The organism is Microbulbifer sp. ABE4_465 (assembly GCF_056160765.1).
Genome location: NZ_JBSWXV010000010.1, coordinates 148,557 through 167,704, shown reverse-complemented (window position 1 = coordinate 167,704; position 19,148 = coordinate 148,557). Strand labels below are relative to the sequence as shown.

Below are 19,148 nucleotides of genomic sequence, written 5' to 3'. Positions count from 1 at the left end.
CCGCGTCGGCATCCGCGTCGGCATCCGCGTCGGCATCCGCGTCGGCATCCGCGTCGGCATCCGCGTCGGCATCCGCGTCGGCATCCGCGTCGGCATCCGCGTCTCCATCATCGTCAGGCGGCATTTTGCAGTCTTTCTCAATATCGATGTCAATATCTACATCAAGATTTATCTCGCAGTCTTTTCCGCAATGGTCCGGGTCGTGATTTATCACTTTCTCGAAGTCGATATCGATATCTATATCTATATCGTACCCGTGTAGCGCCAGGTCATATTCGAAGTGCCAATCACTATCATGATCCGCATCGGCATCTGCGTCGGCATCTGCGTCGGCGTCGGCGTCGGCATCTGCGTCATTGTCATCTGACTTGCAGTCAATATCGATATCCACATCTACGTCGACATTAATATCGCATCCGTGATGGCAGTGCTTGTCACAGTCGGCATCTGCGTCGGCATCTGCGTCGGCGTCGGCGTCGGCGTCGGCGTCGGCGTCGGCGTCGGCGTCGGCATCAGCATCGGCGTCCGCATCAGCATCGGCATCCGCGTCGGCATCCGCGTCGGCATCGGCGTCCGCATCGGCGTCCGCATCGGCATCGGCATCCGCGTCGGCATCGGCGTCCGCATCAGCATCGGCATCCGCGTCGGCATCCGCGTCGGCATCCGCGTCGGCATCGGCGTCCGCATCGGCGTCCGCATCGGCATCGGCATCCGCGTCGGCATCCGCGTCCGCATCGGCATCGGCATCGGCATCGGCATCGGCATCGGCATCGGCATCGGCATCGGCATCGGCATCGGCATCAGCGTCAGCATCCGCGTCGGCATCTGCGTCGGCATCCGCATCGGCGTCCGCATCCGCATCGGCATCGGCATCTGCGTCGGCATCCGCATCGGCGTCCGCATCGGCATCCGCATCGGCGTCCGCATCCGTATCCGCATCCGCATCGGCGTCGGCGTCGGCGTCGGCGTCGGCATCAGCGTCGGCATCTGCATCTGCATCGGCATCAGCGTCGGCATCGGCGTCGGCATCCGCATCGGCGTCGGCATCCGCATCGGCGTCGGCATCTGCATCGGCATCTGCATCTGCATCGGCATCTGCATCGGCATCGGCATCGGCATCGGCATCGGCATCGGCATCAGAATCCGCATCAGCATCACCATCCGGCGGGGGTGGCGGTGCGGGCGGAGGCTCCTCTCCGGTAGGATTAATAACCGGAGGCTCCTCAGCGGGCGGAGGAGCGGGCGGTGGTGCCGGTGGAGGGGCAGAAAATGGGGTAGGTCTCAGGAAAGGCTCGAATGTGCCGCGGTCATTGTCATTGTCATCGTCATCAACCGCATGAGCGATGGCCGCGATTCCCAATGCGGCCAGCCCCGCCCAAACCCAAGGGCAAACGACTTCGCCAGTGGGCGGGACAACACCCGCCAAGTCAGTACTACTACTAACTTGAGCCATGGAAAATATGGAACCGTCAACGCCCTTTTGCGCCAGCAAAACGTTGCCGGATTCCGGATCCTCCAGAAACAAATCACTTTGAGTATCTGCCGCATCCGCGAGATAGAAATTCTCAATCGTGATGATTTCGCCAGTTGCTAGCTGGACTATCAGATCGTCCCCGGCTCTTGAGAGCGACCGTATTTCATCCTGCGCTAGCTGGAGCTTCACGAACCCTGGTGCATCTAAAACCACATGGGTGGAATCGAATGAACTCAAGGCGCCGCTAGACTTGTCGACTACCTGGGTTTGCATCCTGCATACCTTCTTTTTTCCATCATCCTCTGATGGACCCCAAAGAATCTGATGACTGCCACACCTTGAGGCGATCACCACCTGCACAATATGTGCATTTTTTAATCACACATACATTGGTATGGCTGAGTTATTCAGATTTATCAAGCTAAAGGGCGATGACTGTAAAAATGAATATATGCTCGTTTCAAAAAATTATGCGCCAGAAGAGTACTTTCAGCGCCGACACTTTTGATGCTGTTCACATTTTGTGCGGAACAACATCAGTGGGCAGTCGAGAGGCCCGCCAACCAGTTGAGTTGAGTGCCCGCGACTCCCCATTGTCACTTAAATAGTTGGAAGTTGGCTCGGACGGAAGAAGCTTGACCTTTTTGAGCGAGGAGGAAGTTTGATGAAAAAAAACGGCTTTCATAAACGAAAGCCGTAAGGGATTGAGACGGGAAGAAAATTGACTACAAATCAACATGCCGTATTAACACTAACCTCATCGTCCACCTCACCTGGTGAACGAGCTTCGGCGGTTCCTGGAACCGACGCTTCGCTCGGCGGTATTACCGTCAATTTCTCGGCAAAAACATAAAGCAGTATTACCACAAGAGACAACGCGAACATCGACAGATACAACACTTGACCGCCCCAATACTGAATCATAAACCCGCCGACCAATGGCGCGCTCGACCAGCCAAATGCGTACAAGCTGGTCGCGCCAAAGTAACTCCCACGCAGATTTGCAGGAGCCATGCGATCTATTTGAACACTCATGTTAGGAAACAGGATCGCTTCGGCCACACTGATCAGAAACGTTGCCCCCAGCCACCCGTAAAACCAGTGAATCGGATTGAATGCAAACCAGATCTGCCCCAGTGCCAACACCGCAAGCCCGATAAAAACTCGATGATTGACATCCAGGGTACGCATCAGCCGCAGTAATGGAAACTGCAGAAATACAATGGTCGATGCATTCACCAGAATCATGCTGGAAATAAGCGAAACCACGCCAGGCGCATCATTAACCGTCAAGTACTGTACCAAGCTTGAGTCCATATGCGCGTAAATAAATAACGCGAGGATGTTCGCCGACACGGTTACCATGAATACCTTATCTTGGGCGAGCACACGTAAGGTCGCAGAAAACCCTCCATTCGCACACTCACCTTTCCGTTTTTCAGACTCAGGCCTTAATCGAATGAACGCCCACAGGAAAGCGACGAAAAGCCCGAGGTAACTCAGCGCGGTTATATTGAACGTTGCCTGCTGAGCACTGATTCCGACCCATACTCCAATCATTGGTCCCAGAGCACTTCCCACATTGATCAGGAAATAACGAAATTGCAGCGCAAGCTCGCGTACGCCGGTGTCAGAAATAAGGTCACCAAACATCGCCATCGCAGGCGGCTCCCATACTGAGCGCCCGATAGCACTGAAGGTAATTGCCAAAGCAAAAGCTTCAATGCTGTCTGCCACAGCAAGCAACGCAAAGGCAATGACGTTGGTAAATGTGCCCGCTAACAATAAGAATTTTCGGCCAAATCGATCGGACAAAGCACCGGTGTAAAAGCCAAGAATCGCTGCGCACATAGCAGAGATACTGAGTACCGCACCAATAGTACCGGGACTGAGTGAGAACTTTTCATGCAGCATGACAGCAAGAAAAGGCCACACCATAAAGTAGGTGCCTCGGCCAAAGAAACTGCCAATCAATACGATCCAAATCAAAGGCGGTAAGCCATAAAGTGATTGCCACCACTGCCTGTCCATGCCGGTTTCTCCCAAATTAGCGGCAAAAAAAAACCCGGAGGCCAAGATCCTCCGGGTTTTCCGTGGAGGGTCTTGGGAAAACCCTCCAGCACAATTCAATTCGACTGTCAGGTTAACAAGTAACGGGCCTTACGCACTTTGCGCGCTTTACACGCAATAGCAGCCCACGCATGAGCCACTACGGACCAGGTGGTGTGGGCAGATTTAGCACATAGCAGACCACACAAGGAAACACCTGGCATAGCGCATACGCCAGTTCCACATAGAGTACTCCCCTGATCATCAGACACAGCAGTACCCGCGGACATCAGAAGACTCCGCAAGCACATCGGGACAGTGCCTAAAACATTGATCAGCATCAGGAAAATACTCTAGTTAGAAACCTGGTTAGAAACCGATCGCTCGATGGCGTGTACGCAAACAGCGAAAGTAAACAGGACAGTAACCTTTTAATAGTATCTCAACGAGACATCGATGCAACCGAATTCGCGAAATAAAACCTGGAAACATTCCAGTCATAAACGGCACTGAAAACGCTCTGAATATGACAGCTTCTATACTGAGAGAAGTGGCTCTGAAAATGGCTGTATGGCGGCCTTGTTCAGGGTCGACTCGATAACTTCACCGACTGAATTCGACCAGGCTCTATTGATTAGGATGTGAGTTAGATGCAAAACACCGGGAACCAACGCTTATTAGTAGAAGCCCCCTGTGGAGCGATAAATGGCAAACTCGACAGGCATCATTCGGTAAAGCAGTTCCTGGGAATCCCCTATGCGCAACCACCAGTGGGCGAACTCCGCTGGCACCCACCACGCCCACTACCGAGATGGAAAGGTGTACACGAGGCAACCCGATACGGCATGCCCGCACCGCAAAACCCATCACACCTGTTTGAAATCCGCGGCCCGAATGGGGAGGATCCTGACAGCGAGGACTGCCTCTATCTGAATATCTATGCGCCGGCGGAGCCCCGTCAAGCCAAACTGCCAGTTATGGTCTGGGTTCACGGTGGAGCCTTTTATCTGGGCTCCGGCAGCCAGGCGCTTTACGATGGAAAGTATCTCGCCGCAAGCGGACGCGCCATTGTTGTGACCTTCAACTATCGATTGGGCGCCTTTGGCTTCTTGCGGTTATGCGATATCAGCGACCTTCCCGCCAGCGGAAACGAGGGGCTGATGGATCAACTGGCGGCCCTTCGCTGGGTACAGAAAAATATTGATGCATTTGGGGGAGATCCAGGCAACATCACCCTATTTGGCGAATCCGCCGGCGCAATGAGCATCGCGTCCCTATTTTCTGCCTGCCCGCAACAACGCGAGCCCATCTGCGGCAATCTCTTTCACAAGGCCATTGTTCAGAGCGGTAACCCAGGCGTTTTTCATCAACCAGCGCGCGCCAGCCTGCTGGCAGAAGAGTTCATGTCAAACTTACAGAGAGACACCCGCACACCTGTAAGCGAGACCTCAGTTGCGGAGATTTTGAAAGCGCAAGCGGCAGTGCTGGATAGTCCGCAGACCGATACTCGGTGGGGACACCTTCCATTCAAGCCCGTGCAAGACGGGCAATTTTTGCTGCAATCCCCTGTGAATGCGCTCAAAAATCCGGCCGCGGCTCAGGTAGCCATGATGGTTGGCAGTAACAGTGACGAGTGGAACCTGTTCAGCGCCGCGCGCCCGGAAAGCTACACGCTCGATGACCAGCAAATTCGCGGACATCTGGAAGCTATTATCCCCAGCCCGCTGATATCCCCCCTTCTCGATCACTATCGGAACCGTGCGGAATCGATGCAGGACAACCCGTGGCCAATTTGGAGCCGCACCTGGAACCTGATGCTGACCGATATGGTATTTACCGTTCCGGGGCTGAGACTACTGGGTGCACACCAGGGCAAGCGCTACCACTACCACTTTACCCACCCCCTAAGCGCGCAGCCCCTGTTAGGGGCATGCCACGCAGCAGAGCTGGGATATGTGTTCGGGACACACAGTGCAGAAGATCTCGCACACTTTTATGGCGGAGAGCCTGAACCTCATATTCTCAGCGAGACAATGCGAGACGCGTGGCTGAACTTTGCCGAATCCGGCGAGCCCGGCAAAGACTGGCCGGAATATGAGCAGGGGCTTAGCCGCCAATTCGGAGACCAGCGCGATAGAGCACTCGACCCGAAAGCCTTGCAGGCGCTTTGGGAGGGCCTCGATGACCTGCAATTACGCGGTTTTCTGTAAAAGACGTAAAATCGGGGCTCATATCGCTAAATGGAGCACCTGACTTTGCACGAAATCATTTTGATCCGCCACGGCGAGGCAGCCAAATCACCGACTGACAGCGACCCGGGTCTCACCAGACTGGGTCAGCAACAAGCTGCAAAACTGGCAGAAGTCCTCCAGCAGCAATTTCCAGATGGCACGGGGATTCGACTTATCAGCAGCCCGAAGGCTCGTGCCCTGCAGACCGCGATACCGGTTTCCACCCTTTGGCAAAAGCCGATTGAACAGTCAGAGGAAGTTATCGAAATCCCTTCTCCACAGGGGGTACCTCTGGAACAACGCGGAAAATGGATTCAAACATTTCTGGACAAGAGGTGGGATAGCATGACGCCAGCACAGGCTGTGTGGCGTAGCGGAGTTATCGATTTTCTACGGCAATTGGGGGCTGACAGAGAGGTATCGACCACTCTGGTGTTCTGCCACTTCATGGTTATCAATACCGTGGTGGCAGCTATCCGAAATGACGAACGTGTCACTCAGTTTCTTGCCGATTACACATCGCAGACTCGCCTGGGCCTAAACCCGGACAATAAATTGCTGAACATCATCACCCTGGGGCACGAGCGGACATCCCGGAACCAGATCCAGTAGCCACCCGTCGCCGCTCACCCTTCATATCATCCCGCGAGGCTTTTGCTAACCACTTCGTAAAGATCCCGGGAGAGCTCCCCGCTGTCGCGAACCCGCTCTAGGGCACGTTGAATCTGCGAGGACTCTTCCGCGCGATACTTGCGCCAGCGGGTGAGTGGAGTCACGATTCGCGCCGCCACCTGTGGGTTCAGTTTATCCAAAGTAATTACCTGATCCGCAAGAAACTCATACCCACTTCCATCTTCAGCGTGAAACTGGGAAAAGTTGCGCATAGCAAAACCGCCAATTACCGCGCGCACTTTATTTGGATTCTTAAACTCAAAGGCATCGTGCTCCATCAAAGCGCGAACGCGATCCAGTGTGCCAAAAGTGGGGCTACTGCTCTGCAGGCCAAACCAGGTCTCCACAACCTGTGTGTCCTGCTGCCATTGCTCATAGAATGTATCCAGATGGTTCTGCGCACTCTCTGTTGTGCCGAACTCGACCAGCGCCGCCAACGCAGCAGCACTGTCAGTCATATTGTCGTCGCGCGCAAGCTGCGCCTCCGCAAGTGCCAGTGCTTCTGATTCCCCGGATGCACAGATATAGAATAAACAGGTATTTTTCAGGCTTCGCTCGGCGATGTCGGCGGCCGCGGGACAATAGGACTTGGCATGATTCAGAGACTTATAGAGTGCGAGGAACTTGGATTTGAGAGCCTTGGCTAGCGTGTCTCGCACAAATTTCCGGGCGACGATAATCGCCTGGGCATCAATTTCACTACCTTGCTCCGCCAACTCCTGAGCGCTGGGAAGGGCCAGCATTTTCGCCACCAGCGCAGGATCCAGTTGGGTGTTATCCAAGACCGCCGAATAGCCCTGAATCAGAGAGTCGGGGGCATCCAGCGATCGTCCTTCACGGTATGCTCGCTGTAAGTCAGTCAGTGCATCGAACGCGAGACGCTGACCGGCGTCCCATTGATTGAACGGGTCCGTATCGTGCTGCATTAAAAACAGCAATTGCTCGGTGGTGTACCCATAGCGCAACTTCACCGGTGCAGAGAAGCCTCGCAGCAGCGATGGTAGTGGTCGCTCGGGAATGTTGTTAAAAACAAAATCCTGTTTGGCTTCAGTGAGGTGCAAAACACGCTCTGTATCTCGAGCCTCCCCCAGAATCAACGCGTTGCCATCCTGGTCAAGCAGGCTAATCGTCACCGGGATATGCAACGGTAGTTTGTTTGCCTGTCCCGGTGTATCCGGCGTGTGTTGGCGAATGGTCAGGCGATACTCCTGGGTTTCTGTATTGTAGGCGTCTTCCACGTCCAGTATCGGCGTACCGGCCTGACTGTACCAGCGACGGAATTGCTTCAGGTCGGCCCCGTTTGCATCCTCCATAGCCACCACGAAGTCTTCACAGGTCACCGCCTGACCGTCATGACGATCAAAATACAGGTCGCTACCGCGACGGAATCCCTCCGCTCCAAGAATGGTGTGAATCATCCGCACAACCTCCGCACCTTTTTCGTAGACAGTCAGGGTGTAGAAATTGGAGATTTCCATATAGGAGTCCGGACGCACCGGATGGGCCATAGGGCCCGCATCTTCGGCAAACTGTGCAGTGCGAAGCAGGGTAACGTCTTCTATCCGCTTTACCGCACGGGAATTCATATCTGCGGAGAACTCTGCATCACGGAAAACGGTAAAGCCTTCTTTCAGGCTTAACTGAAACCAGTCTCGGCAGGTGACACGATTGCCGGACCAGTTGTGGAAATATTCGTGCGCGACAATCGCTTCGATACGCTGAAATGCCGCGTCTGTCGCTGTCTCCGGGCTAGCCAGGACACAGGCGGAGTTGAAAATATTCAGTCCCTTGTTTTCCATTGCCCCCATATTGAAGTGATCCACAGCCACGATCATAAAAATATCCAGATCGTACTCACGGCCATACGTCTCTTCATCCCACTTCATGGAGTGCTTCAGCGAGGTCATGGCATGTTCGCACTTACCGATATTTTTTGGCTCGGTATACAGTTGCAAGGTGACCTCTCGGCCACTACACGTCGTAAACCGGTCCTCTATATACTGCAAGTCCCCGGCGACCAGGGCAAAAAGATACGAGGGTTTGGCGAAAGGGTCTTCCCAGGTCACCCTCAGGCGGCCATCCTCCGTAGTGCCACTGTCCATTTTATTCCCGTTCGATAACAGCACCGGATAAGTCGCTGGTGCCACGATCGTGGTGGTAAACACACTCATCACATCCGGGCGGTCCGGATAAAAGGTAATTTTACGGAACCCCTCGGCCTCGCACTGAGTGCAGTACATGCCATTGGACAGGTACAGCCCCTCCAGTGAAGTATTGCTTTCCGGTGCAATTCTTGTCTGGACTTCGAGTTCAAACACTTCCCTGTCGACACTCAGCAACAAGCCACCAGGCTTTTCCGTGTAGCGCTGCGCAGGAAGCAGCTCACCATCGATAGCAATCGAGAGAAGGTCCAGGTCGACACCATCGAGCCACAAGGCAGGTAGTACCTCGCCCGTTCCCGCCTCTGGATTGCGACGGACACTCAGGCGGGACTTCACCAGTGTGGCGTGCGGGTCCAGGTCAAAGGTAAGTTCTGTACGATCGATCAGATACTCGGGAGCCTGGTAGTCCTTCAGGTAAATGGTTCGCGGCTGCGTGTCTTTCATTCCAGTCAATCTCTTGTAAAACCTGCGGGCAAACCGGGAGTGCTATCGCGCACCGGCGCCCGACTTCCATTTAGTGTTTTGTGCGCTCAATTAGGCCAGGGGATTAATAGCCAGCTGCATGGCCGTCTTTACGACTCTCCGACGCGCCATGATATACACCATTACCCGCCTTCAAAATTCCCTGGTATCCGCCGTAGGGGCCACTTTCAAAGCGAATTTGGTGGCCCATTTGCACCAACTTGCGCCGAGTCTCCATTGGAAAGCCGTCTTCCAGGCTGAGGTAGCCGCCATCTTCCATCAATTCATCTGTGGGCTGGCTGGAACCACTATGCAATATTCGCGGTGCATCCCCGGCCTCTTGCACGTTCAGGCCGAAGTCCACCATATTGATGACAATCTGCGCGTGCATTTGAGGCTGAGTGGCGCCACCCATAACGCCAAAACTCAGCCATGGTTTACCGTCTTTGGTAACGAAGGCGGGAATAATTGTATGAAATGGACGTTTACCGGGCTCGTACTGATTAAAATGCCCCTCTTTCAGACTGAACATCTCTCCCCGGTCCTGCAGGATGAAGCCGAGCTCTCCGGGCGTCATCCCAGAGCCCATCCCCCGGTAGTTACTCTGAATGAGGGAGACCATGTTTCCGTCTTTGTCCGCGGTAGTGAGGTAGATGGTATCGCCGTGGCGCAAAGCTACATTACCTGCATCATAGCGTTTTGCCGCTTTATCGGGGTTGATCAGTGTGCGACGCTCGTCCGCATAGGACTTGGAGATCAGCTCTTTTACTGGAAGCCGGTTGAAATCGGGGTCGGCGTAATATTTTGCGCGGTCCTCAAAGGCCAGTTTCTTTGCTTCGGCAAACAGGTGCACATACTCCGGGCTGGTGCGCCCCATTTTCTTCAGGTCAAACCCTTCCAGAATATTCAGTATCTGCAGCGCAGCGATACCCTGTCCGTTTGGCGGCAGCTCCCACACATCGTACCCCCGATAATTCGTGGAAACGGGCTCGATCCAATCAGATGTATGGCTGGCCATATCCTCATATGAAAGGAAACCGCCATTCTGTTTCATATAGCGGTCAATCTCTCGCGCAATATCCCCTTTGTAAAATGCGTCGCGCCCACCTTCGGAGATTTTCTCTAGCGTACTGGCCAATCGCGGATTGCGGAACAGATCGCCCTCCGCCGGCGCTTTGCCATCAGGCATATAGGTATCGCGGAATCCGGGGAATTTTTCCAAGATGGGAACTGAGCGATTCCAATAGTAGGCAACCAGCTGGGTGACCGGAAAACCCTCATTGGCGTAGCGGATCGCCGGTGCCAGCAGTGTCTCCATTGGCAATTTTCCGAATTTCGCGTGCAGTTCAAACCAACCGTCTACGGCACCGGGTACGGAAACCGGCAAGGGACCGTGAGAAGGTATTTTGTCCAGATTATTGTCGGCAAAATAACTGAATGGCAGTGACTTTGGCGATCGCCCGCTGGCGTTCAGGCCGTACAACTTTTTGTCTTTCGCATTCCAGACAATGGCGAAAAGATCGCCGCCAATTCCATTTCCTGTAGGCTCCATCAGCCCTTGTACTGCGTTGGCGGCAATGGCGGCATCGACTGCGCTGCCCCCTTGCTTCAGGATATCCAGCGCCACCTGAGTCGCCAGTGGCTGACTGGTCGCAGCCATCCCCTGTGTAGCCAACACCGGAGAGCGGCTTGCGAACCCCTCACCGTTAACGCGGTCATAGGCGTACGTAGTTGCAGTGAAAGCCAGGGTGGCGACAAAAGCACCAGAAGCCTGTATCACACCGGCATTATGGACGCGGCGACATGCCGCTGATACTGCGTCCACACAGCGGGAGAAAAAATCTGTCATCTCGAATTTCACAATTACAGCCCCTATCGTTATTCTCAGAGCAAGTCTCTCCGTAATAGCCAGGTCGGTCAACCGAGGTGTTTGTGCGCTTTGTCTCCCGCTTCCTTAGTATTGCAGCCATTTCACTGGCCGCGTTGATCATATTGGCAGCGAGCGCCTGGACAACCCGGCATTTTTGGCTTCCCCAGGTTGTGAGCGCCCAATCGGATACGTTCGACCTGACAGAGATTAGCGGATTGAATGTGTCGCGATCCGAACAGGGAATTCGTGTAGATATTGATCAGCTCAGGCTTGAGTCAGGCACACAATTCGCCGTCGATCTGAAGCAAATCCGCATCACCGATCTGGTTTCCCTTGCCCGCGGACTATTCAGCTCCCTTGCAATAGTGATACCTATTGAGTCTGAGCTATATGTGGAACAGGTTGCCATCACCAGAATGGCGCCTTCGATTGACGTGTCGGCAAGTGATCAAGGTAATCCAGCACCAGCGGTGCAAAAGAACAACGAAGAGACGAGCTCAGCCGAATCGGATAAGCCTGCTGTAAGTGACTTGTCTGAGGGACATGGGCTGGCGATCGGGCAGTTGCTGGACCGGCTGCGCCAGCTGCCCGTGGGCAAGCTCACGCTTGCAGATATCCAGTGGCAAGACATATCGGCGAGCCGCTTTTCATTTTCCGCAGATCAGCCGGCTAAGGGGGTAATCACCGGCACATTTCAGAGCTCACAATGTGTTGAGTGCAGGCTGGAAATGCGCATTGAGAATACCGCTGCGCCGACAGTCTTTACACTGGATTTGCGGAAAAGCAGTGATTCCATTGTGCGATTGAACGCGAGCCTTCGCCCGGCTGAACAGCCAGAGTCTGAAAACCGCGAGGCCCGTTGGCAAGTCGCCAGTCACCTTGAAGTTACCGCGGAGCGACTGCCCGAGCTGTTGCAGGAAACCGGTATATACAGCAGGAACCTACCCAGTTGGATCGCATACCCACTGGTAGCGGAAGGTGACATTTCCGTTCAACTGGCCAGCGAGGTGCCAGATCAGTTCGCAGAGATACGTGATTTCGGCCAGATTCAAGCATCCATTAGATCTTCCGGACTGTCATTTGAACTACCACAGGAAACGCTGGGTCTGCCCAGTAGGGTGCGTATTTCAACCGAGCAGCCCGTAGAAGTACGACTACATTCCATAACCCCTCTTTCCGTCGCCTCGGTGGATGGCGGAATGCAATTTCGAGCTTACTCGCAGCCCAATCCCATCGCTACCACACTGCCAATGGTGGATGGCAGGCTTGCTCTATCCACCAAAGAGGGAATTCCTCTGGTTCAATTTGACGCAAAGATGCGATTGGCTGAAGTATCACGCCTGCTTGAAGCGGAAAAATGGAAGAAGTTTCGAGCGCAGGTATCGTTATCTGACGTTCACGGTGATCAAAGTATTACGGGTGGCTTTTCTCTTCCTGGTATGGATAGCTTGATCTCCCAGACCGAAAAGCTGGAAATCCGTAACTTTTTCGCTGACGTAGAGTTGGATAACCCCGTCACTTTTCGCCTAGACCTACCGGATAGCCAGAATCCACTTCAGTCCATCCATTGGGAAAGTGCCTGGATACGGGCTCTCAGCGAAAATGCCATAAAAATTACAGCGCTAAAAATCCCCGGGTCGGTCGATCTTTCCATTCCTACACTATCGCTGCACGCGCAGGAAACTCGCTTCACAGGCTCGCCCCCACCTCAGGCAGCGCTTGCGAGTCAACTCACGGATGTCCGTTGCACCGGGCTTCCTTTACTAAATTGCTCGCTAAAAGCTGAGGCATACATCGGGCATGTCGAGCTGGGCGAACCAATGAATGCATTGCAGAATGCCCGTTTGTCACTGGATGAGTTGCGAGTTGCCTCAACAAAGGACGACGCGCTCACCATCGAGGTCAAAGCCTTTAACTTCGGTGCAGATCAGGCTTCAGCGGGTGAGCTTTCTGTCCGAAAGCCGGAGCTTTTCACCCAGCAGGCCAAATGTGAGCGGAGCAATGGCTTAACGAAATGCGCGGTCCCACAAATCGCACTCAGCCTGGCCCCACTGCAAGCAGAGGACAACAAGCTGGAAGGCGTTGTGATTTTCGACAATCTAACTTTGACGCACAAGCAGGATAATCCCCATGAACTCCACATCGCGTCCGCCTTTAGCAGTGAAAGCCTGAACATCCGCGCCCAGAATCAATATCAAGGAAGCCTCGGGGCAAAAGGACAGCTCTCTTTTGAGAATCAAACGATATCTGGAAGTAGCCAAGTCACTGCGGGCCCCCTGGCCATCAGTGCCAGCTGGCATCACGATGTCGGCGATGGGCGAGGAAGCCTGCAAGTGACCGTGCCGGAAACCGAATTTTCCCCACAGAACACCTTATCTAAGGCGATAAAAGGAATACCCGCAGATCTGGTCGGGGGCACAGTGAAGGCCGACGGAGTGCTGCACTGGCCAAAATCCGACAGTGACCAAATCAATATCGCGCTGAAAAATACATCGTTGCAGTATGACAGCAGTTTCGTCGTGGGCATCGATTCCAGGATCGCGCTGAAATCCGTCAATGGCCAGTGGGTTACCTTGCATCCCAGCCCACTTTCCATCGAACAGGTGGACGCAGGGATTGCGATCAAAAATTTGAATTTCGATGTATCGCTTGCCGACAATGGCGATTTGAAGCTGCAAAACTTTTCAGCCGAGCTGCTGGAGGGAGCGCTGACGTCCGACAATCTGGTATGGAATATCAACGGAAAGGAACACCGTTCACACCTTCAATTTACAGGGCTGGCCATTGGCGCTCTCGCCCGTGAAATGGAGTCGACCAATTTCGCCGCTAGCGGACTGCTGGACGCGAAAATTCCGATTACCAGTGACAGCCAGGGCATAACCGTCGAGGGAGGCTCGGTTCAGTCTCGCCCTCCCGGTGGCCGCTTGCGCTACTACGGAGCATTTTCCCCGGCCATACTGGGCAGCAACCCGCAACTCAAACTCCTGGCTGGCGCACTGGAAGATTACAATTACCGCGACATTCGTGGCACCATAAACTACCCGTTAAGTGGTGACCTGATGCTAAACCTGAAACTTACAGGCCGCAGTAGTGCCATTGACGCCAACCGGGACCTGATCATCAACCTGAATCTCGAAAACAACGTGCCCTCGATGCTCCGGTCGCTTCAGGCGAGCCGGGACCTCACCGATGTACTTGAGCGCCAGGTTCAATAGTTCAAGGTACAGAATATCGAACAGGGAGTGTATTCTGCGCCGGTTTGAGTCGGTTTATCGACCCGTTCAGGTACGGTTAATCGGGCAATATCTATAGTAATCATCAACTGCTCCCAGGTGACTCGGTTCGGGCCGAATTGCGGTACAGAAGCCTGGCGACACTTAACCTGAGAGACACAGGAGTTCATCAGTGAAGCAATCGGGAATGTTCAAGAGGGTCACCGTGTGTGTGATGCTACTGTTTGGTGGTGTGACACTGGCCGCCTGTACACCAACGGTAGCGGTTCAGGCACCCAGTGAGCCGATAACCGTAAATCTGAACGTAAAGATCGAGCATGAAATCCGTGTCAGAGTGGATAAAGAGCTCGATGACCTGTTTGAAGACAAGGAAGGGATTTTCTGAAGCCGGCTGGCTATAGAATCACCTGTATCGAATGAGAGAAGGAGTTGAGAGCATGTCCGGAAGCATATCCATGAAGAAGCTATTCAGCGGCCTGATTGGCCTGACCCTGTTGATTGCCCTGCCCGCCTTAGCCATATCACTGAAGGAGGCCCAATCCAAGGGGCTCGTTGGCGAGGCAAACAGTGGTTATATCGCCGTTGTCCAGGGCGGCACACCCGAAATAGATAAACTGGTCGCGGAGGTGAACAATAAACGCAAACAGGAATACGCCGCGATTGCCAAGCGCAATAATATTGACATCAATCAAGTAGCTGCCCGCGCCGCGGAGAAACTGGAAGCACGCCTTTCCAAAGGTGAGTACTACCAGGACAACCTCGGGCGCTGGAAGCAAAAATAGTCCGTACGATTCAGCACCCGTTACCCACTATCCGTTGGTATTGGAAACAAAAAAACCCGCAAACTGGTTTGCGGGTTTTTTTAATGGAGGGGGGTCTAGATTAGCCGTTACAAGTTGGCAAACAGAGACATACCATCCAGCCCCTGCCCCTCCATGACTTCGCGCAGCCGCTTCAGTGCATCCACCTGAATCTGACGTACACGTTCGCGGGTGAGGCCAATTTCACGTCCTACCTCTTCAAGAGTGCTGGCTTCGTAACCACGGAGACCGAAGCGACGGGATACTACCTCACACTGCTTGTCAGGCAGCTCACCCAACCAGCGGTTAATGCTGTCGAACAGATCTGAGTCCTGAAGCAGCTCTGCCGGGTCAGACTCCTGTTGGTCCGGAATAGTATCTACCAGTGTTTTTTCCGACGACGGACCGATAGGAGTGTCTACCGAAGTAACGCGTTCATTCAGACCAAGCATCCGCTCAACATCTTCTACCGGCTTTTCCAGCAGGTTTGCAATTTCTTCTGCCGTTGGCTCGTGATCCAGTTTCTGGGCCAACTCTCGGGAAGCGCGCAGGTATACATTGAGCTCTTTAACCACATGAATGGGCAGACGGATGGTCCGCGTTTGATTCATGATGGCGCGCTCGATGGTCTGACGAATCCACCAGGTGGCGTATGTAGAGAAGCGGAATCCACGCTCCGGATCGAATTTTTCTACGGCACGAATCAGGCCGAGGTTACCCTCTTCGATCAGGTCCAGCAGCGCCAGGCCACGGCTAACATAGCGGCGGGCGATCTTTACAACCAGTCGCAGGTTGCTTTCAATCATGCGCTTACGCGCAGCCGCGTCACCGCGCAGCGCTTTGCGTGCGTAGTAAACTTCTTCTTCTGCAGTCAGCAGAGGGGAAAAACCGATTTCGTTGAGATACAGCTGAGTAGCATCCAGATTCTTCTGTCCGTGAGAATCTTCGAGCTTACGGGTGGATGTTTTCTGTGAGGCGCTTTTTGCTGTTGTAGACGTGGATGATTTATGAGAGATCGTTTCGGAGCTTTTTTTTGCCGTTTTGCTCCGGCTACGGCTTGTTTTGGTTTCTTTAATGGATTCTTCCTGATCCATTGCTTCGGGTGATAGTTCCGCTCTTGCACCAATGTCCAGGTGATCGTGACGTTGTGCTTCCATTTCCCCAACTCCTTGTACTTTGCCTGTATCAGCCGCATGACAACTCGCGATCGCTGAATCGGTCGCTGTCTGTGCGACAGCCTCCGTTCCCGGCAACTCACCGACGTTACCCTCGTTTGGCAACCTATCGGTGAGTAGGGTCACTGCAGGGCAGTTACTGCCGATCCCGGTGACTACCTCAAGTGGTTATAAATAAAAGTCCATTTTTATTACACAACAGCTTAAAGACAGGGAGCTCAATGCGCCGACCAAGCAGGACAGTAAGCTCGGGAGATCAAGGTAAATAAACCAGTGGATCTTCCGGCTGACCATTCTTGCGAATCTCGAAGTGGAGCATATCGCGGTCGGTACCACTCGAACCCAGTTCCGCTATCCGTTGCCCCGCTTTGATTTTCGCTCCCTCGCCAACAAGTAACTTGTCGTTGTGGGCGTAAGCACTGAGGAACTCCTCGCTGTGCTTGATGATCAAAAGCTTGCCGTAACCTCTCAGTGCGCTTCCGGCGTAAATCACTGTGCCATCCGCTGCTGCCTGAACAGATTCCCCCTTTTTCCCGGCGATATCAACACCCTTTCGCAAGGGGTTGTTTGCCTGGTAGCGGGAAAGGATCCGCCCCCGCACTGGCCACTGCCACTTTATGTCAAATTTGTTTCTGTCCGAAATTGACGATGTCCTGATAACCTTGGGTGGTGCTTTGGGAGGGACAACCGCAGTCTTGCGCGTGACTTTTTTCGGTACTTGCACTTGCCGGTCTTGCGGCCCGCTTAGTGGTGTAGGTACCCGCCCAGTCAGAACCAGGCGTTGCCCCGGAAAAATTCTGTAAGGAGCGGCGATACGATTGATAGCCGCTAAGTCCTTGAAATCTCTACCATATCGCCACGCAATGGAATAAAGGGTCTCGCCTTTACTCACGGTATGGTGCTGAATCTTTTGGCTGGGTGGCTGGTTGAGAGATGACGTGGGAGCCAGGTTAGTGGCGCAGGAAACGATCAAAAGAGTAGCGAAAAGCAAGGGCAGTTTGGCCCCCTGAAAAAACGGACAAAGGCGCAAAATTCTTCCGCATGGAGAGAAAAAACAGTGTTCAGGTTGTCGATTATTGCGCCGTCTCATTATTCTCTTTTTACATCAAAGGTGGGCATTTATGGAAAAAGTGTCTAAAGAAAACTGATATTTCGTCGCCGGTTGAAGGCCATTAAATCTGCCTTTTTCCGCATCACCGAATAATTGGCGATCTTTACCCATTTCCCGTTATTTTGACCCCGAAGTCCGGTGGCAATTCCCTGTAATCTGCGGCTGTTCCCACGGTAAGAAATTGCCACTTAGCCCTGTAAGCCTTTTCCTACATGGCGGTGATTGAACCACTCGATCGACAGCACGAGTACCACCGCGGTAAGCGCAGCCAGGGTACTGCCGGCCAGATATGCAGGCAGCCCACTGGCGGCAGCAAAGTCCCAGGGCAAAACATTGGAAAGTGTCGGCGCCAGTTTAGCGTTCCCGAGGCCTCCGGCGACACTGTCTGCGAGCTTCCAGGGCCATACGATTTTCAGGCTGCCCAGTAACACTCCTACAAGGAATGACAGGGTGACGGAGGGAAATCGGTGCATCAACCATGACAACAGGCGACTGAACAACAGGAGACCACAACCAGCGCCGGCAGCGAACCAGACCAGCGCATTGACCTGTAGCTGGTGCACCGCAGCGATGACCTGGGGGTAGATACCGATCATCAACAGAATAAAAGAACCAGAGATGCCCGGCAGAATCATGGCGCAGATCGCCAGGGCACCGGAAAAGAAAAGGGTATAGGGGGTTGCAGCAATCTCAGTAGGCCGCATTTCACTGACCAATACCGCAAGAGCAATACCAAGCGCCAAAGCAACCCAACTGGGCCAGTGCCAATCCGATACGCGGCGCGCAATGGGTACTGTTGAAGCGAGTATCAAACCAAAAAAGAACGCCCATACCATGATGGGATAATTTTCCAGCAGAAAACTGATCAGCTTGGCGAGGCTAAAGATACTGACGAGAATGCCGGCGAACAGCGCGAGCAGGAAGCTGCCATTCATTTGCCGCCAGGTCGCGGCGATTCCTTCCTTATATAGTGTGGCTACCGATTGGGGACCGATTTTGCTCAGGCTGTCGAGTAACTCCTGATAGATGCCCGTAATAAAGGCAATCGTGCCTCCAGAAACCCCGGGCACAACATCCGCAGCACCCATCGCAAGGCCTCGCGCACCAATACCCCAATAGCGGCTTTGCCAAATTGAGCCGCGATGATGAGTCTCGCTGCCCGGTTTCATATCTTGCGCATCTTCACGCATCAACGCACCACTCCACTCAATAACGGAACAAAGCGCACAGGCTCGGCCTTTTCGACGTCGTACCGGTCACCCTCTTCCCGACGGGTAACAATTGTGAGGTATTGGCTTTCACTACCGACGGGCATCACCAGTACACCACCGGGAGCGAGTTGCTCGCGCAGCTCATCGGGAACTGTTGCCGGAGCTGCAGCGCACAGAATGGCGTCAAACGGGCCCTGCTCCGGCCAGCCGAATCCACCACTACTCAGGCGCATCTCGACGTTAAAGATTCCCAGCTCGCGCATGCGCTGGCGGGCTTTAACCAGGAGAGGCTCAACCCGTTCCACGGAATAGAGCTTGTCCACCAGGCGCGCGAGAATGGCGGTCTGGTACCCCGAACCGGCCCCCACTTCCAATACCCGCGCCCTTGACGGCGCACGGCTCATCAGCAACTCGGTCATACGAGCGACGATATAGGGTTGGGAGATGGTCTGCCCGTACCCGATTGGTAGAGCGGTATCTTCGTAGGCGCGTATGGCCAGGGCCTCGTCCAGAAACAGATGACGGGGTGTGGATGCCATCACATCCAGCACTTCTTCGCTACTGATCCCCTCTTCCCGCAGACGCTGAATCAGGCGATTGCGGGTACGCTGGGATGTCATGCCCAGGCCTTCGTGTCTAAATCGATCCATAAGGACGGTAAGTCTCCCTACAAGCGGATCGCCGGCCCCCAAATACTG

Annotated in this window: 13 protein-coding genes; 5 read left to right on the top strand and 8 right to left on the bottom strand. The window is 53.9% G+C overall.

Annotated elements, in window-relative coordinates; all coding sequences use genetic code 11:
• Positions 1-1,747 (bottom strand): BapA/Bap/LapF family prefix-like domain-containing protein (locus ACXAG1_RS15180; RefSeq protein ID WP_475120166.1); only part of this gene is annotated, 1,747 nt, incomplete at its 3' end.
• Between the two features lie 459 nt (positions 1,748-2,206).
• Positions 2,207-3,550 (bottom strand): MDR family MFS transporter, encoded by a 1,344-nt coding sequence (locus ACXAG1_RS15175; RefSeq protein WP_475120165.1) that lies wholly within the window; start codon positions 3,548-3,550, stop codon positions 2,207-2,209.
• A 623-nt stretch (positions 3,551-4,173) separates the two neighbouring features.
• On the opposite strand from ACXAG1_RS15175, the gene ACXAG1_RS15170 reads away from it, so the two are divergent.
• Together ACXAG1_RS15170 and ACXAG1_RS15165 are read left to right on the top strand one after the other, a co-directional pair.
• On the top strand, positions 4,174-5,733 hold the full coding sequence (locus ACXAG1_RS15170; protein ID WP_475093460.1) for a carboxylesterase/lipase family protein: 1,560 nt from the start codon (positions 4,174-4,176) through the stop codon (positions 5,731-5,733).
• Positions 5,734-5,763: 30 nt separating this feature from the next.
• Positions 5,764-6,366: a histidine phosphatase family protein gene (locus tag ACXAG1_RS15165; RefSeq protein WP_475120164.1), complete on the top strand. Its 603-nt coding sequence runs from the start codon at positions 5,764-5,766 to the stop codon at positions 6,364-6,366.
• A gap of 26 nt (positions 6,367-6,392) precedes the next feature.
• Here the strand turns inward: ACXAG1_RS15165 and pepN are convergent, their stop codons facing one another.
• Together pepN and ggt are read right to left on the bottom strand one after the other, a co-directional pair.
• A complete protein-coding gene (gene pepN, locus ACXAG1_RS15160; RefSeq protein ID WP_475120163.1) occupies positions 6,393-9,032 on the bottom strand; it encodes an aminopeptidase N in 2,640 nt (879 codons plus the stop codon).
• Positions 9,033-9,135: 103 nt separating this feature from the next.
• Positions 9,136-10,899, bottom strand: coding sequence for a gamma-glutamyltransferase (gene ggt / locus ACXAG1_RS15155; protein WP_475093463.1), 1,764 nt, complete (start codon positions 10,897-10,899; stop codon positions 9,136-9,138).
• 83 nt (positions 10,900-10,982) lie between these two features.
• Here ggt and ACXAG1_RS15150 point away from each other — a divergent pair, with 83 nt between their 5' ends.
• The 3 genes from ACXAG1_RS15150 (at position 10,983) to ACXAG1_RS15140 (ending at position 14,935) form a co-directional block, all read left to right on the top strand.
• Positions 10,983-14,135: an intermembrane phospholipid transport protein YdbH family protein gene (locus ACXAG1_RS15150; RefSeq protein WP_475120162.1), complete on the top strand. Its 3,153-nt coding sequence runs from the start codon at positions 10,983-10,985 to the stop codon at positions 14,133-14,135.
• A 205-nt stretch (positions 14,136-14,340) separates the two neighbouring features.
• Positions 14,341-14,538 (top strand): YnbE family lipoprotein, encoded by a 198-nt coding sequence (locus ACXAG1_RS15145; RefSeq protein WP_475120161.1) that lies wholly within the window; start codon positions 14,341-14,343, stop codon positions 14,536-14,538.
• A gap of 52 nt (positions 14,539-14,590) precedes the next feature.
• The gene (locus ACXAG1_RS15140) at positions 14,591-14,935 is read left to right on the top strand and encodes a YdbL family probable chaperone protein (RefSeq protein ID WP_475120160.1); all 345 of its coding nucleotides are present in this window, start codon (positions 14,591-14,593) and stop codon (positions 14,933-14,935) included.
• Between the two features lie 107 nt (positions 14,936-15,042).
• On the opposite strand, the gene rpoS is transcribed toward ACXAG1_RS15140, so the two are convergent.
• The 4 genes from rpoS to ACXAG1_RS15120 all read right to left on the bottom strand — a co-directional run bounded on the left by rpoS (position 15,043) and on the right by ACXAG1_RS15120 (position 19,100).
• Positions 15,043-16,110: an RNA polymerase sigma factor RpoS gene (gene rpoS, locus ACXAG1_RS15135; protein WP_475093467.1), complete on the bottom strand. Its 1,068-nt coding sequence runs from the start codon at positions 16,108-16,110 to the stop codon at positions 15,043-15,045.
• A 274-nt stretch (positions 16,111-16,384) separates the two neighbouring features.
• Positions 16,385-16,687, bottom strand: a complete 303-nt coding sequence (locus ACXAG1_RS15130; protein ID WP_475120159.1) for a peptidoglycan DD-metalloendopeptidase family protein — start codon at positions 16,685-16,687, stop codon at positions 16,385-16,387.
• A 740-nt stretch (positions 16,688-17,427) separates the two neighbouring features.
• On the bottom strand, positions 17,428-18,429 hold the full coding sequence (locus ACXAG1_RS15125) for a DUF368 domain-containing protein (RefSeq protein ID WP_475120158.1): 1,002 nt from the start codon (positions 18,427-18,429) through the stop codon (positions 17,428-17,430).
• Complete coding sequence (locus ACXAG1_RS15120) at positions 18,429-19,100, bottom strand: protein-L-isoaspartate(D-aspartate) O-methyltransferase (protein WP_231756863.1); 672 nt, start codon at positions 19,098-19,100, stop codon at positions 18,429-18,431. The genes ACXAG1_RS15125 and ACXAG1_RS15120 overlap by 1 nt, the downstream gene beginning before the upstream one ends.
• Positions 19,101-19,148: the final 48 nt, after the last annotated feature.